General features: G+C 47.8%; 15 protein-coding genes. 7 read left to right on the top strand and 8 right to left on the bottom strand.

The genetic code is table 11. The features are described 5' to 3' along the window. Window positions 1-14 precede the first annotated feature (14 nt). The 6 genes from B4E62_RS00140 to B4E62_RS00165 form a co-directional block, all read right to left on the bottom strand. Window positions 15-1289 (bottom strand): hypothetical protein, encoded by a 1275-nt coding sequence (locus tag B4E62_RS00140; RefSeq protein ID WP_331350602.1) that lies wholly within the window; start codon window positions 1287-1289, stop codon window positions 15-17. Between the two features lie 19 nt (window positions 1290-1308). Then, window positions 1309-1764 carry a potassium channel family protein gene (locus B4E62_RS00145; RefSeq protein ID WP_310074643.1) on the bottom strand — a complete coding sequence of 152 codons (456 nt, stop codon included), beginning with the start codon at window positions 1762-1764 and terminating at the stop codon, window positions 1309-1311. A gap of 42 nt (window positions 1765-1806) precedes the next feature. Continuing rightward, window positions 1807-3030 (bottom strand): organoarsenical effux MFS transporter ArsJ, encoded by a 1224-nt coding sequence (arsJ, locus tag B4E62_RS00150; RefSeq protein ID WP_331350603.1) that lies wholly within the window; start codon window positions 3028-3030, stop codon window positions 1807-1809. A gap of 91 nt (window positions 3031-3121) precedes the next feature. Continuing rightward, on the bottom strand, window positions 3122-4129 hold the full coding sequence (locus B4E62_RS00155; protein ID WP_331350604.1) for an ArsJ-associated glyceraldehyde-3-phosphate dehydrogenase: 1008 nt from the start codon (window positions 4127-4129) through the stop codon (window positions 3122-3124). A 38-nt stretch (window positions 4130-4167) separates the two neighbouring features. Continuing rightward, window positions 4168-4503 carry a metalloregulator ArsR/SmtB family transcription factor gene (locus B4E62_RS00160; protein ID WP_331350605.1) on the bottom strand — a complete coding sequence of 112 codons (336 nt, stop codon included), beginning with the start codon at window positions 4501-4503 and terminating at the stop codon, window positions 4168-4170. A 191-nt stretch (window positions 4504-4694) separates the two neighbouring features. Then, the gene (locus B4E62_RS00165) at window positions 4695-6065 is read right to left on the bottom strand and encodes a family 16 glycosylhydrolase (RefSeq protein ID WP_331350606.1); all 1371 of its coding nucleotides are present in this window, start codon (window positions 6063-6065) and stop codon (window positions 4695-4697) included. A gap of 284 nt (window positions 6066-6349) precedes the next feature. On the opposite strand from B4E62_RS00165, the gene B4E62_RS00170 reads away from it, so the two are divergent. Both B4E62_RS00170 and B4E62_RS00175 read left to right on the top strand, forming a co-directional pair. After that, a complete protein-coding gene (locus tag B4E62_RS00170; RefSeq protein WP_331350607.1) occupies window positions 6350-6670 on the top strand; it encodes a multidrug efflux SMR transporter in 321 nt (106 codons plus the stop codon). 87 nt (window positions 6671-6757) lie between these two features. Beyond that, window positions 6758-7903, top strand: coding sequence for an AraC family transcriptional regulator (locus B4E62_RS00175; protein ID WP_331350608.1), 1146 nt, complete (start codon window positions 6758-6760; stop codon window positions 7901-7903). Between the two features lie 87 nt (window positions 7904-7990). Here B4E62_RS00175 and B4E62_RS00180 read toward each other — a convergent pair whose 3' ends face one another. After that, window positions 7991-9022 carry a family 16 glycosylhydrolase gene (locus B4E62_RS00180; protein ID WP_331350609.1) on the bottom strand — a complete coding sequence of 344 codons (1032 nt, stop codon included), beginning with the start codon at window positions 9020-9022 and terminating at the stop codon, window positions 7991-7993. Window positions 9023-9212: 190 nt separating this feature from the next. Beyond that, a complete protein-coding gene (locus tag B4E62_RS00185) occupies window positions 9213-10406 on the bottom strand; it encodes a family 16 glycosylhydrolase (protein WP_331350610.1) in 1194 nt (397 codons plus the stop codon). 279 nt (window positions 10407-10685) lie between these two features. On the opposite strand from B4E62_RS00185, the gene B4E62_RS00190 reads away from it, so the two are divergent. From B4E62_RS00190 to B4E62_RS00210, 5 genes are all read left to right on the top strand, one after another. Continuing rightward, complete coding sequence (locus B4E62_RS00190; RefSeq protein ID WP_331350611.1) at window positions 10686-11255, top strand: RNA polymerase sigma factor; 570 nt, start codon at window positions 10686-10688, stop codon at window positions 11253-11255. Further along, window positions 11237-11989, top strand: a complete 753-nt coding sequence (locus tag B4E62_RS00195; RefSeq protein WP_331350612.1) for an anti-sigma factor — start codon at window positions 11237-11239, stop codon at window positions 11987-11989. The genes B4E62_RS00190 and B4E62_RS00195 overlap by 19 nt, the downstream gene beginning before the upstream one ends. A gap of 34 nt (window positions 11990-12023) precedes the next feature. Further along, complete coding sequence (locus B4E62_RS00200) at window positions 12024-12662, top strand: leucine-rich repeat domain-containing protein (RefSeq protein WP_331350613.1); 639 nt, start codon at window positions 12024-12026, stop codon at window positions 12660-12662. 17 nt (window positions 12663-12679) lie between these two features. Further along, window positions 12680-13882: an alginate export family protein gene (locus tag B4E62_RS00205; RefSeq protein ID WP_331350614.1), complete on the top strand. Its 1203-nt coding sequence runs from the start codon at window positions 12680-12682 to the stop codon at window positions 13880-13882. A 232-nt stretch (window positions 13883-14114) separates the two neighbouring features. Then, complete coding sequence (locus tag B4E62_RS00210; protein WP_310074673.1) at window positions 14115-14405, top strand: hypothetical protein; 291 nt, start codon at window positions 14115-14117, stop codon at window positions 14403-14405. Window positions 14406-14474: the final 69 nt, after the last annotated feature.

A 14474-nucleotide genomic window follows, 5' to 3' on the forward strand; every position in this document is an offset into this window, starting at 1 on the left:
TGCTTAAAAAATAACTACTCCGCCACAAACACCGGCGCAAAGCCTCCACCTTGCGTACGGAAATTCGTCGTCTGGCCTTGATACAAACGCGCTGCCAATAATTGAATTTCACCGGCATAAACGTAGGCGCGAATATCCATCTTTAAGGCGATCTCTTGTTCATCCACCAAAATTCCGCGCTCGCTTGGTGGGACTTGTTGTTGGGCGACATAATCACCCTGCAGGATTTCATCCCATACGCGTTTGGTAATTTTGTCGCCGCGATAGGCCGCTTTGCTGCCATAGCCAGTCGCAGGTTTAAAAAATAAGTGTTTGCGCTCCTGCCATAAATGTTCGGCATTATCGGCACTGACTAATTGGGTGCGGGGAATTCCGGCGAGCAGGGTTTTGATATCGTCATCACTTGTGCCGAACTCCCTGAGATTTTTTTCATCACTGAGCAAAACCAAATTGCGTTTGTCGGCATAAAGTGCGTGGTGACGCGGGTTGGGGGTAAGCACTATGGCATTGTTTTCATAAGCAGACCGCAACACGGCGTTGCCCGGCTGTGTAAGAGAAAAATCTGTGAGACGGTTGTAAACCAGATCAATCATTTGTTGTTGATAAAACAACTTGCCATCAACCAAGCTGAGTTCGCGCGGATCGACAATCAGGGTTTTAATTCCCGCGCGCTCAAATACACTTTGCGCCAATAAAAATTCCGGATAGAGAAATTGGGCGCTGGGATTTTCGTCTACCAGTGCAATGCAGCGCAGCGTTTGATCACCACGCGCCAACTGCCATTCGCGTTTAAACATGGCTACAAATTCAGACTCAACTTGCGGCTGCAGAAGCTGTGGAAAAGTTCCCGCCGCATTGCAACAAGCAGTTTGTGCACTGAGCAATATCGCATTTAAAAAACCACCACCAGCGTTGGTATTGATTTCAATAACCTGTGGCCCGCTTTCATTTAAATGAAAATCAAAGCCCATAAATACGCCAGAGACGAGTGATGCACGTTGAGCGATGGCGGGAGCCTTGGCTAATGCCGCTTGTTGGTAAGCACTCAAGGAAGTAACGCGCGTTATTGCATGCACCAGCCGCTGCAGTTGCTGCCATTGTGTAGGGGAGATAAATACTGCCGTGTGGGAAAATAATTGTTCAAGGTGCTGCAATACTTCAGCTGGCAATGCCTGCGCCTGCAAACTCACCAGCAGTTCAGCGCGATTCAGGGTTTTGCAAAAGCAGGCACGATTTAATAGATCAGCGGCGGAGTCGCAATTTGTCTTGCAAACCTTTTTATCGTTCACTTTATTTTACCTTCCTCTATTATTTTACTTTCCAGTGTTTCTGCATTTCCAAATACATAAAGGACGCAGTCCAGGCAATCAGTAACAAGCCCGTCAGGGCTTCAATGCCGGCCAAAAAACGCAGCCATCCGGTGGGCGCCAGGTCACCAAAACCGAGCGAGGTATAACAGGTAAGAGAAAAATAAAGGCTATCTATAAAACCGGTGCTGGGTGTACCAAATAAGCCGTGGCCCTGAATATCGCCGCCCAATAAACTACCAAGCGATTCCTGTTGAATTAAAAAATAAAAACCACCAGCAAACAGTGTAACTTCCAACAGATGCGCACAAAGACAACCCAATATACCGATTAAAATACTCAAGCGGGGCGAGGCTTTGATTTTAGAAATTGTACCCGTTAATAAATTCAATGCTTCAAAATGAATAAGCACGGCGGTAGTGACTAAAAACAGGATCGATAATATGGATAACAACATGGTTGGGTCGATTGCCTGCGAAAAATGAAAATAGAATGTCGCCTATGAAGTACGCGAATGTGTTTTTGGTAGCAACAGCGAGATCACACAGACGATGGCTAAAAATCCGGTAGTTACCCAAAGGCACGCAATCATGCCACCGGTTTGATAGACATAACCTGATAATAAAGTGCCGACTAATCGCCCCATGGCGTTGGCCATATAATAAAAGCCAACATCAAGTGAAACACCGTCATCTTTAGCATAGCTAACAATCAGATAGCTGTGCAGCGATGAGTTAATCGCAAATACCACACCAAAAACTAGCAGCCCGATGATTAATACCTTTGCTACAGGTAAAGGTGCTGAAAATGCGAATGCCATAAGCGCTGTAACCAAGGTTAGCACTATTGCCCAAGCGAGCGCTGCGCTACCGCCCGGAGCTGCTTCCGATTTACTAGAAGAGAAGGTGCCAATAATCTTGGGGGCAAAAGATTGCACGATACCGTAACCAATTACCCAGCTGGCGAGAAAGCCACCTACCCACCAAAAATTCCAACCTAACTGACTGCTTAAAAAAACCGGCAGTGCCACCACAAACCAGACATCGCGCGCACCGAATAAAAATAGCCGCGCAGCCGATAAAATATTAATCGCACGACTTTTGGAAAATAACTCATTGAATTTCGGTTTGTTTTTGGTTTTACCTAAATCCTGTTTTAGTAAGATCACGCTGGCAATCCATACCAAGGCTAGCGCAGCAGCCATCGCTAATACTGCGCCTTTAAAGCTCAAAAGTGCAAGTAGCGCACCGCCGAGAAAAAATCCCACACCTTTTAAAGCGTTTTTAGAACCCGTTAGCAACGCAATCCATTTAAATAATCTTCCCTGCTGGTCACCCGGTACCAATAATTTAATCGCACTTTTGGCACTCATTTTATTTAAATCTTTGGCGACACCTGATAGCGCCTGCGCGCCCATCACTAACGGCACGCTGAGCCAATGTGTGGGTACAGTGAGCATTGCCAGCGCAATAACCTGCAACCCCAAGCCGATATTCATTGTGCGATTCAAACCAATCCGCGCACCCAGATAACCACCGAATAAATTAGTGACTATCCCGAAAATCTCATAAAACAAAAACAGCGCTGCAATTTGCAACGGGCTGTAACCGAGTTGGTGAAAGTGCAACACCACCAGCATACGCAGCGCGCCGTCAGTGAGCGTAAATGCCCAATAATTGCCAGTGACAATTGCGTATTGTTTTATTGCCGATGATTGATTCATGCTAGCTCACAAGGTGCTCCGTAGGTTGGGCCGGGCCGCGTAGGCTGAGCGCAGCGATGCCCAACACGCAATCTCATTGCAAACGATAAAGTTAATTTTCCAAACCAACCAATTTTGCTAACTCCGCCGTGCGATTCGCATAGCCCCATTCATTGTCATACCAGGCATAAATTTTTACCAAGCTGCCGTTAACCACCATAGTAGAAAGTGCATCGATAATCGATGACAGTGGATTGCCACAAAAATCACTGGAGACTAACGGACGAGTCTCATAGCCAAGAATATCTTTCAGGTAAGTTTCGCTCGCGGTTTTTAACAGTGCATTTACTTCATCAACTGTGGTGGTGCGCTCCACTTCAAATACGCAATCGGTGAGTGAACCTGTGGCCAATGGCACGCGCACCGCATGCCCATTTAATTTGCCGCGCAGTTCGGGAAATATTTCAGCAATAGCAGTCGCAGAACCGGTGCTGGTGGGAATTAAATTGGAATGGGATGCCCGTGCGCGGCGCAAATCTTTATGCGGTTGGTCGAGGATTGATTGGGTATTGGTTAAGTCGTGAATTGTAGTAATAGCACCGTGTTTGATTCCGAGATTCTCGTGAATGACTTTAACGACTGGTGCGAGGCAATTTGTGGTGCAAGAGGCTGCTGTAACAATCCGGTGCGCAGCTGGATCAAATAAATGCTGATTAACACCCATCACCACATTTAATACACCCGGCTCTTTTACTGGCGCACTCACTACCACGCGTTTTACACCCTGATCCAGATAGGCTTGCAGCAATTTTACCTCGCGCATTTTTCCACTGGCTTCAATCACCAGATCGCAACCGCTCCAATCGGTTTCTGCAATTGTTTTGTTGCGACTAAATGCAATGGATTTACCATCAATATAAATTACATTTTCAACCGCGCTCGTGTCTGGCGCCCATTGGCCTTGTACGGAATCGAATTTAAGCAAATGTGCAAAAGTGGCTGCATCACCTGCTGGATCATTAATATGTACAAATTCAAATTCCGGCCAGTGCCAACTCGCGCGCAATGCCAGGCGACCAATACGGCCAAAACCATTGATACCGATTTTGATTTTTTTCATGTTCTTTCTCGCAAAAAAATTTATTTGATATTAATTGTTTAACAACAACGATTGGGCCGGTCTTCCATCGCACACAAACGCTGGTGATTTTCCTCCAGCCAATCCTGATTGGCATCAAGCATTGTCTTCAGGGTTTTAGTCACCCACACGGGTAATTCCGGGTGCAAACGGTAATACACCCACTGCCCTTTGCGGCGATCTGCCAGTAAACCGGATTCACGCAGCAGCGCCAAATGGCGGGAAATTTTGGGTTGGATTTCATCGAGCGCGCAGGTGAGTTCGCAAACGCATAGCTCTTTTTCGCGCGTGACCAACAGTGCAATGCGCGCGCGGGTGGGGTCAGCTATAGCTTTGCTAAATTCAGCGGGATTCATAACGCGACTAGTCTCCAGACGTCTACATATGAAATTACATATATATGGATAAGTGTATGTATTGTTCATAGAGTGGGCAAGTCTTTTATTGAGCAAAAAGACATGTGTGGGAGGCGGCAAATAAACCGTGGTCCATAAAAAAACCACCATCGCTGGTGGTTTTTAGGTGCAGTTTTTACCAAACGTGAATGCTACCAGTTGGTTAGCGGATGGGTGTTCAACTGATAAATTCTAATCCAGTCGTATTGCGTTACCATTGGATAAACGTTGCCGTATTTGTTTCCACCGAAAACGTTTTGAATGCCGTCATTCGGGATCCAGAAATTCATCATCAATTCAGTCAAATTGTCCGGGATCGGCGTGTAAGACACTTGGGGCGCTACACAGGATGGATTACAGTCAATCCAGTTTTGATCCAGGGTTTTCAGCAACACACCATCCACATACCATTTAATTGCAGAAGGCGTCCATTCAATGGCATAGACTCGCCATTGGTCAGCAGGTGCTATGTCGATTTTATGTTCCCATGCACCCCATTGACGAGTGCCATTCCAATCGACAACGTTCACACCGTAAATTAAGTTGGCTTGGAATTTATCGGGACGACCACCTTCCAATTCAACATCAATCTCTTCCCACTCTCTGGGCGAGCCCTCGTGTTTGTAGGTGAAGAGCGAAGAGATGTAGCCAGTAGCAACATTTCTCGCCGGCGCCTTCATACGTGTTTCAATGCGACCATATTTGATTCGTTTCGATGGAACTGTGCGTAATTCGCCACAGGAATAGTTGTAAGCACCTTTTTCAGCTTTGTGGTCGTATGAATAGCTACCTGCCACATATTGATTGCGGATGACCAATTCCAGATTCCCGTTAACGACTTGCACACCTTGGGGTTGGAAGCGGCAGATGGATTCGCCACCAACAGCGCCATCACCTTTGGCCCAAATGGCCGTGTTCAGACTATTAAAACGTTCATCCAACTTCAGGGTATAGCCAGAATAAACTCCGGTGTAGCCCGGGTAAGCGGTAGGTAAGTTTGAAGGTGGCGCGCTGTTGGCCACCACTTCAATCCAATTAAAATTCCACCCCGTTGATTTGGAAAAAACACCCAGGCTGTAGGTGCCTGCATTGAGATTTACTGTTTTGGTGACAGTGGTCCAATTGGTCCAGTTACCTGCGGCTGGAATAACCATGTCACCCAAGGGGATGCTGCCGCCGTTCAAGTCGACCGCTGCGGTTGCACCTGCGGGGCTCACAACGCGCATCTTGATGGTGTAGCTGCCAGTAGTGGGAATCACCAGATTGGAGTAAGCGAGCCACTCGTTTGGCTCTATCCAACCAACGTTATAAGTGCCGCCGGTAGTATCGTTTGTGTTTTCAATATCGACGTTATCGGAGCGATATTTACCGCCTGAGTTACCTGCAGACGTGTCGTAGTAGCTACTGTAATCTTCCGCTTGGAATACGACCGCTTGCGCCGGTAATGCACACAGCCCTAGCAAGGCTGAGCTGAGTAGCGGAAGTTTGGATTGTTTTATAAGCAGTGAAAAAGCGTGACGCATAGTTGTTATCCTCATGGGAATGTAGAGCTTTATTAGATTTTTTGTTCACATCCTGTTTCGCTTTTGTGAGGTGGGGCGGGTATCACAAAGCGCGTAAAACAATCATAGGCACGCTTTTGGGTAATAAATAGGCGCAATTTTCATTATTTTGGCGCCAAATTAAACTTATTTACTATAGAAATCCTGCCAATTTGCGATTTAGGTAATAAGTGCTCTGTTTTGGATATAAGTCCCACCCCGGTTTCTTGAAGTGGGACGCCTGACATGTTTTCGAGGGGGAATTAATGGGCTGGATTTATTTGTTGGCCGCGGGTTTGTGTGAGATTTTTTACGCAGCTGCTATGCCAAAAACGGACGGTTTTACCAAGCTCTGGCCGAGCCTGTTTTGCTTGCTATTTATCGCTGCCAGTATGTATTTGTTATCCCTGTCGGTACGCACTTTACCGATAGGAACTGCCTACGCGATTTGGGTTGGTATAGGTGCGGTCGGCACAGCGGCTTACGGCATCATTGCATTGAATGAAGATGCGAGCATTTTGCGACTGTTGTGTTTTGTGCTGATTATTGCGGGGATTATCGGGTTGAAGTTGTTGGCGGGGCGATGATTTCGGAATAAGAGTCCCCGTCCCAAATGGAAACCGGTTCTCTGCTAGACTTTACCTTCCTACAATAAAAAAGACCCGCACCAACCCATGAAAACCCCCATCTTCAATATCCACGACCTTATCCTCGTACTCACTCTGGCAGTCTGCGTGCTGCTGGTGATTTTCCAGTGGCTGTTATCCAAACAAAAGGCGATTGCCTCGCAGTTGTTGTCGGGATTTTTTGTGTGCGTGGGCGCCAGTGCGCTGTGTAATTTGTTGTTGTGGAACGACTATATTGGCTTGCACAGCGACATGGCTAAAATGGCGCTGTCACTGGGATTGGTGACGGCGGTTGTCGGTAAAAGTGTGTGTCTGTATTTGTATGTGGTGGCGATTACGCGGGCGAACTTTTCGTTGCGTGCAAAAGATGCACTGCATTTATTGAATTTATTCGCGGTTGTCGGATGGGTGCTATGGGGTGGTTTGGATAGCGACCGTTTGCGCTTTCAGTCTGCTAGTCACACAGAATATTCCATTCAACTTACGAATTACTTATGGCATTACCTGAAAATTTTACCGGTGGTGTATGCCTTTGCGGCAGCGCTGGAAATTTATCGCTACAAACAGCAGCTAAAACAATTTTATTCCAGTTTGAGTTTGCAAGGTCCCTATTGGTTGCTACTACTGACATTGGGTTTTGCACTCAATTGGTTCTGGTCGCTCGTCGTGCATTTGCTCGGGCAGACAGTGAGTTTTTCTATCGCCGATAGTTTTGGCATTTTCGACAACTACATTACCTTTGTGTTGGTGAACGCACTGTTTGTGTACAGTTTGTTGTATGCACATCAATTACTGGAAACCAAAGAAAAGCTCAAAGAAAAAGAAGTAGTTGCGCCGGCAGAAATATCGCCCGATGCCATTGCGCGCATTCGCAATACCATGGAGAAGCAACAGCTGTATTTGAAACAGAATTTGAATATTGAAGACTTTGCGCGGCAGGTGGGCATTCATTTTCGCGAGGTATCCAGCATCATCAATAAAGAATTCAATACGAATTTTTTTGAATTTGTGAATGAGTATCGCGTGAATCGCGCCAAGCAGATGCTGGTTGATCCGCAATATGCAGAGATGACGATCCTGGATATTTTGCTGGAGTCCGGGTTTAACAGTAAGTCGTCATTTCACCGGTTTTTTAAACGCTATACCGGGATGTCAGCGGCGGAGTTTAGAAAACAAACATCCGCTGCCGAATAAATATGGATACCCGCGTTCGCGGGTATGACAAAAAATACAGTTGAATGGCAAATGTTTCGTCACTCCTGAACGCAGGAGTCCAGATGTTTATTTATTGTTGCGACCTACGAGTGCCAATCCACCTAGTAATACTAACCATAATAAATTCACCGCACCGCCACCACCCGAACCACCCCCGCTAGTTGCTTTGGAAGTTGCTACTGATGACATTGCTACTGCAGTAGAACTCGCCGCTGCAATGCTGCTCGCGGCGATTGAACTAGGCGCAGCACTTGAAGCGGCTATCGAGCTTGCCGCTGAACTTGAAACCGCAACGGAACTCGCACTTGAACTGCTGCCAGGCGCATCCGCTGGTGGTGTACCACTAAAGCCGGTGGCGTTTTCTTTGGTTAATGCGAGAACCAAAATGCCATCTTTTACTACTACGTTCTCTGGTGCAAAATCCACGCGGTTGGTATCAAAACTCCAATTGGCTTTGCCCCAGCGAGCGCTATCAAAATTGTTGAAATCATCGCGCCAGCCACCCTCAAATGTTTTGGTAGTTGCATTGTAAGCTTTGTAGTCGATGTAATTTACAAATTGATAAACTGGTAATACTGCATCGTCCCAGGCGCCTACCCAAGGCACTGATTCGGATGACCAGATATTAAAACGCAATGATTGTGGATTAGTGAGGCTAGTCACTGTGCTGGTACCGGTAATGCGACGCGCTTCTACGCCATCCACAAACCAGGCGACGTAATCTGGCGTCCACTCAACGACATAAGTGTGGTAAGCATCCGCGAGCGACGCCGGGGCAGTATGAACTTGTTCGGTGTGAATGGTCGGGCGCGAGCTGCCGAGAATAATATTGCTCTGCCACTTGGTCGCATTTTCTTTTCCAAATACTTCAATATCAATTTCTTCCCAAAAGGTATTGCCCACTTCCGAACCATTTTTGTAAGTAAAGAAAGTCGATAACACACCGCTGGCATTGGCCACGCGCATGCGTATTTCATAGCGGCCATATAAATAGCTGTCGCTGGAATAAATTTCCGCGCCTTTGTAGGCTTTGGCATTAACAAACTGGGCAACCAATCCCAGAGTGATCGCAGTGAATACACACAACAAACGACGCATAACTTTTACCTCAGTGACAAAAACAGTTTTAAAAAGTAGTAAAAATAAATAGACGAGAAAAAATAAAAACGGGAGTGCAGGCAAGGTACCCGCAACCCCCAAAGGCTGAAACATCTCAGTCGTCATCCCCGCGAACGCGGGATCCACAACAACCCGCTGTACTCCTGCGTTCGCAGTAGTGACGAATATTTTAAATTTTAGTTAACTTGATCCAATCAATATTAAAGCCACCGCTGTTGGCGTAAATCGCCAAACTTTGTACACCGGCGTTCAGGTAAATATTGTGGCTGATCGTCTGGTAGGTACCCCAGCCGCCGGTGTTGGGTACACTGATGGTGCCCAAACCTACGCCGTTGCGATCCAAGGTAAATTGCGCTGTTGTGAGCGCTGAGGCCACGCGGTATTCCACTTTGTAAGTGCCGGTTTGCGGAATATTCACATTGTTGTATTTGAACCATTCACCCGCATCGATATAACCCACGGTGCCACCAGAGACGGTGACGCTGCCGCCCACTTCATTAAAACTTTCTGCCTGGATGGTGATAGAGGTCGCGGGCGCACTGCTGCTACTGCCACCACCACTCGTGCCGCCATCGACTGGAGGAGTGCCGGTATAACCGGTCTGGCCTTCGCGTGTCAGTGCGAGAACCAGCGTGCCGTTTTTCACTACCACGTTATTTGGATCGAAATCGGCGAGGTTTTCACCGAAGGTCCAGTTGGCTTTGTTCCAGCGGTTGGTGTCAAAACTGTTGAAGTCATCGCGCCAACCGGTGCCGAAACTGTTGGTCGCCGCCACATAAGGTTTGTATTCAATATAGTTTACGAATTGGTACACCGGCAGGATGCTGTCATTCCAAGGGCCAACCCACTCAGCGATATTTGCTGCCCAAAGGTTAAAGCGCAGGTCTTGCGGACTAGTCAGGCTGGTGACAAATTGTCCGCCAGTAATGCGCCGAGTTTGGGTGCCATCTACATACCAGGCGATGTAATTAGGCGTCCATTCCAGCACATAGGTGTGGTAGCCGTCGCCCATGGAGAAGGGAGTGGTATGTACGCCTTCGGTTTTGGTGGTGGGGCGGTTGGTGCCGATAATCACATTGCTCTGCCATTGGGTGGCATTGTTCTTACCGAAGATCTCGATATCGATCTCCTCCCAAAATACGCCCGGTTGCTCGGAGCCATTTTTGTAAGTGAAGAAAGTGGACAACACACCGCTGCCCTTGGCGACACGCATACGCATTTCATAGCGGCCGTATTTGTAGGTTTGCTTCGAGTAGATTTCCGCAGCTTTATAAGGTTTGGCGGCGGCAGGGCTGGTAGCAGTGAAACCGATCAGGGTGGCGAACGCAAAGAGCACGCCGGTATAGCGACTGAGTTTGAACATAGCGAATACCTTTATCATTAATTATTAGAGGCAATTATTAAAAACGCTTTTGTCTGTAGTAGACCGTGGCGACTGCGGCCTGCCACGAGCTTATACTCCCCAAATTGCCAAACTTGGTCGCACCAGTTTGAGCAGAAAACCTGAAGTGGTGCGCACTAAACCTAAAATGGCGTGCAGAAAACCTGAAGTGGCACTTAAAGTTTGATATGACACCTGCAACTTTTTGACCCTTGAACCGTAGATGGGATCAAACACCCCGAATAAGGAAAGAATCCCGAGATGACTAGCCCGATTGAAAATCAGGACGATGAGCTGATCAACCTCATCGCCCGTTGCGCGCTACGCGATCAAGCCGCGCTCAAAACGCTGTTTGAGCGGGTGAGCCCCTACCTGAATGCTATCGCCTGGCGCATCCTGAAATCCAAAGAGCTGACTAACGAGGTATTGCAGGAAGCGTTTTTGCAGATCTGGAATAACGCGGCCAGCTACCGGCCGCACCTCGCCAAGCCGCTGACCTGGATGGCCAGCATTGCGCGCTACCGGGCGCTGGATCGGCTCGCATTAGAGCAGCGGATTAGCGCTAAATTTATCGCCCATCCTGATGGGATAGAAGATATACCCGGCGGCGATGAACCCGAGCACAGTGTTGGCGCCAGCCAGCTGCGGTTCCACTTACACCAGTGTTTGACCACTCTGGGCGACAACATCAAACGCAGTATCGAGCTAGCCTATTTATATGGCTACTCGCGCGAAGAGATCGCGCAGCAATTTGCCACCAATACCAACACCGTTAAATCCTGGCTGCATCGCGGCGCTGAAAGGTTGAGACTATGCCTAGAAAGCAAATAAGTGCGTCTGGAAGCCAAACACCAGAGCCACCTTTGGACAACAAGAGCCTCGCGTTCGACTATGTCACCGGCGTACTGCGCGGTGCCGAACGCGAGCAATGCGAACAGCGCCTGCGCAGCGATACCGCTCTGCAGGCAGAGGTCAGCTTCTGGGAAGAGCAGCTCATGAGCCTTAGCGATGAACAACAAGGCATCAAACCCGACCCGGAAGTCTGGCGCGGTATTGAGGCGCGTCTACAACAGCAAACGCGCCCGGCTGATACGAGGCCATCCAGATTTACCTGGCTCTGGCCCAGTGTCTCCGCATTTGCGACTGTGATGCTCGCAGTGTGTATTTGGCTACTGATGGCGCGCGACCCACTGCAACAACCCAATGCCGATTATGTAGCCGTACTTACTGACGACACAGGTGCGCCACAACTGACTGTACTCACCGCTACTGGCGGCGCGCAGCTTTGGTTGAAATGGGAGGCGGTGGAGATTGCGGATGATAAAAACCTGCAGCTCTGGGCGGTTTCCAAACGCGATGGCCAAATCCGGCCGCTCGGCGTATTTGCGCAAACCGATATCCAGCAATTGCCACTCACAGTCCCACAGTGGCGGCTGATTAAAGATTCCTCACATTTGATCCTGACGGAGGAAGACGTAGGAGGTTCACCTTTGGATGAACCCAGTGACGTCGTCTTGGCAAAAGGTGTTTGCGTTCTCCTCGCACAGGTGAAGAAGGCCATATAATGCGCCGCATCCATCTCACCTGCGAACCTATGCCATGACGAAAAAACTCTGTTGCGGTTTACTGTTGTTGCTCGCCAGCGCTGTTACCCAAGCGCTGGAGATTCCTTTGCAAGATGCCAATTTCAAACAATGCGTGCAGGAATTGGCAGCGAAAAAAAATTGGCAGAGCCTTGCCGATATCACCGCTGTCGAATGCCACTCAAAAAATATCGCTTCGCTTGAAGGTATTGACCAATTCCCGCAGCTGCAAAAACTATCGCTCTACAATAACCAGCTCACTGGAGCGAGCATCGGAAAATTACCGAACCTCCGCCATATCAATCTCGCTAAAAATAAAATCACCAAAGTTGCCTTCAGTGAATTACCGACACTGGAAGAGTTGTATATTTTTGGCAATAAAATGACGGCACTGGAGTTGGCCGGTTTACCCAAACTCAAACTGCTCAAAATTAACGACAACCAGATTGTGCAGTTCACTTATAAGGATTTACCCGCGCTGGAAAAAATCTACATGTTTAATAATGTGATGGAACATGTGGATATTTACCACCTGCCCGCCATGACTTACATGGACGCGCGCCAAAACCCTATGCCTGATCCACTCTATGAAGAAATGGACAAACTCAAAGGCGTAACTTTTTTACATGACGGCAATGCCGAAGACTGGCAATAAAAAAGGATTGGAAACACGTGAAATTATTAGCAGCGGGTTTAACAGCGCTCACATTATCGCCCTGCACACTTGCGCTCGGTGAACACGAATTTGATTGGGGCAGCCGCGCACGCTATGCCCATGTAGATGCCGACAACTCTGGCCAGGCAGCATCATTATTGTTGCGCGCGAATGTTGAGTCTGCCTGGAGCGAGTTATTGAATTCGACACTGGAAGTCGATGCAATCGGAACAGCCTTAAAAGATGATCACAGCGATGGTGAGCGTTTTAATGATGAATCATTAATTCCCGACCCGCAAGGCGTTGAAATCAATCAGGCTTTTTTATCGCTCGATCTGGATGCAGCCAATATCCATCTCGGTCGCCAGCGCATCAATTTTGACAACCAGCGTTTTATCGGCGGCAATGGTTTTTGGCAAAACGAACAGACCTTTGATGCAGTGCTCGCTAAATTCAAACTCGCGAGCAATTCCAATATGACTTACGGCTATATCGCCAATGCCAACCGAATTTATGGCGATGATGCGGATGAAAATAATTCGGGGCGCGAGCACGATTATGAAAATGCATGGCGCCCTGCTGCATTTCTTGGTGACCACAAACATCATTCCCATCTCGCGCGGCTCGAGTGGAATGAATGGGATTACACCCGCGTTGTCGGCTATGGATATCGAATTGATAATCGCGATATGCCGAGTGTATCCAATAATACGTTTGGTGCTAGCTACACACTCAACTACAAAGCCAGCGTTGTAAAATATCGCCTACAACTTGAAGCGGCGCGTCAAAATCGTTTTGAACTCAATGCGGAAAGCTTGCCTTATTATCTGGTTGATCTCGGTTTTGGTATCAGCACCTGGGAACTCAGTACCCGCTATGAAATTCTTGGCGCAAACGATGGCGCGGCATTTGTAACGCCACTAGGTTCCAATCACGATTTTGAAGGCTGGGCGGATGAAATTGGCAACACCCCCGATACTGGTGTACGCAATTTTTCATTAGGATTGTTATGGCGCGCGTCGCCGCTGCGGGTAGAAACTTCCTATCACTTTTTTAAAGATGATCTGGACGGCACTAATATCGGCCGCGAGTTTGATCTGGATTTTGTGTACAAACCTGCGCGCAAACACAGCATCTCATTGCGCCTCGCCAATTTTGAACCAGAAGGGAATTCAGGTTCGGTGCGCAAGGTATATCTGGATTATTCGTTTAATTTGTAATTCCTGTTTACTATTTCCAATTGTCCTTTCATACCCAACCAGCCTGAGTGTCGTGTAGATTCATTTTCCTGTAACTGAAGGGGAAAAATCCTACACAAATGGCTGGTAATTTCTCACAGACGCAACCCTTGTTACAGGCGTAAATTGATCTTGAGCTTAATAGGGCTTCTCCCGGGATGGAGAATTTCGCAGGCAGTTGCGGGTTTCATTTTCTTAATTGCGAGGATGGATCATGGATAAGGATAATCTGGAAATTAAACGAATTTTTAGCCGGTTTAGTGACGAACCTTTAAGGTCCGGTCAACATGAAGCGCTACACCAAATGCTCACGGCGTTTATTGTGATGATTGTTGGAGTCTTGTTAACCGCGGTGGGATTTGTAGGGATAATCGTGCGGTTGTTGCGTCTTGCTGGATTTGGTGTAATAACGTTTGCCCAACATCTTGGGCTCGCCCGGCATGTTAATGTTGAATTGGAGCGCAGGCATTTCCATTGCAACAGACGCAAACCCGAATATAGATAATTTTGCACTGCTATCCCCGTATACTCGTTTGCAAGCGGAGCTTGCGAACGAGTATACACACAAGTTTTC

The sequence above is a fragment of the Cellvibrio sp. UBA7671 genome (assembly GCA_002483145.1).
Classification (GTDB): domain Bacteria; phylum Pseudomonadota; class Gammaproteobacteria; order Pseudomonadales; family Cellvibrionaceae; genus Cellvibrio; species Cellvibrio fibrivorans.

Bases quoted from the DNA above. Each gene is read 5' to 3' on its own strand.
- B4E62_RS00145 (WP_310074643.1), bottom strand. From the start codon at position 1,764: ATGTTGTTATCCATATTATCGATCCTGTTTTTAGTCACTACCGCCGTG.
- arsJ (WP_331350603.1), bottom strand. From the start codon at position 3,030: ATGAATCAATCATCGGCAATAAAACAATACGCAATTGTCACTGGCAAT.
- B4E62_RS00155 (WP_331350604.1), bottom strand. From the start codon at position 4,129: ATGAAAAAAATCAAAATCGGTATCAATGGTTTTGGCCGTATTGGTCGC.
- B4E62_RS00160 (WP_331350605.1), bottom strand. From the start codon at position 4,503: ATGAATCCCGCTGAATTTAGCAAAGCTATAGCTGACCCCACCCGCGCG.
- B4E62_RS00165 (WP_331350606.1), bottom strand. From the start codon at position 6,065: ATGCGTCACGCTTTTTCACTGCTTATAAAACAATCCAAACTTCCGCTA.
- B4E62_RS00170 (WP_331350607.1), top strand. From the start codon at position 6,350: ATGGGCTGGATTTATTTGTTGGCCGCGGGTTTGTGTGAGATTTTTTAC.
- B4E62_RS00175 (WP_331350608.1), top strand. From the start codon at position 6,758: ATGAAAACCCCCATCTTCAATATCCACGACCTTATCCTCGTACTCACT.
- B4E62_RS00180 (WP_331350609.1), bottom strand. From the start codon at position 9,022: ATGCGTCGTTTGTTGTGTGTATTCACTGCGATCACTCTGGGATTGGTT.
- B4E62_RS00185 (WP_331350610.1), bottom strand. From the start codon at position 10,406: ATGTTCAAACTCAGTCGCTATACCGGCGTGCTCTTTGCGTTCGCCACC.
- B4E62_RS00190 (WP_331350611.1), top strand. From the start codon at position 10,686: ATGACTAGCCCGATTGAAAATCAGGACGATGAGCTGATCAACCTCATC.
- B4E62_RS00195 (WP_331350612.1), top strand. From the start codon at position 11,237: ATGCCTAGAAAGCAAATAAGTGCGTCTGGAAGCCAAACACCAGAGCCA.
- B4E62_RS00200 (WP_331350613.1), top strand. From the start codon at position 12,024: ATGACGAAAAAACTCTGTTGCGGTTTACTGTTGTTGCTCGCCAGCGCT.
- B4E62_RS00210 (WP_310074673.1), top strand. From the start codon at position 14,115: ATGGATAAGGATAATCTGGAAATTAAACGAATTTTTAGCCGGTTTAGT.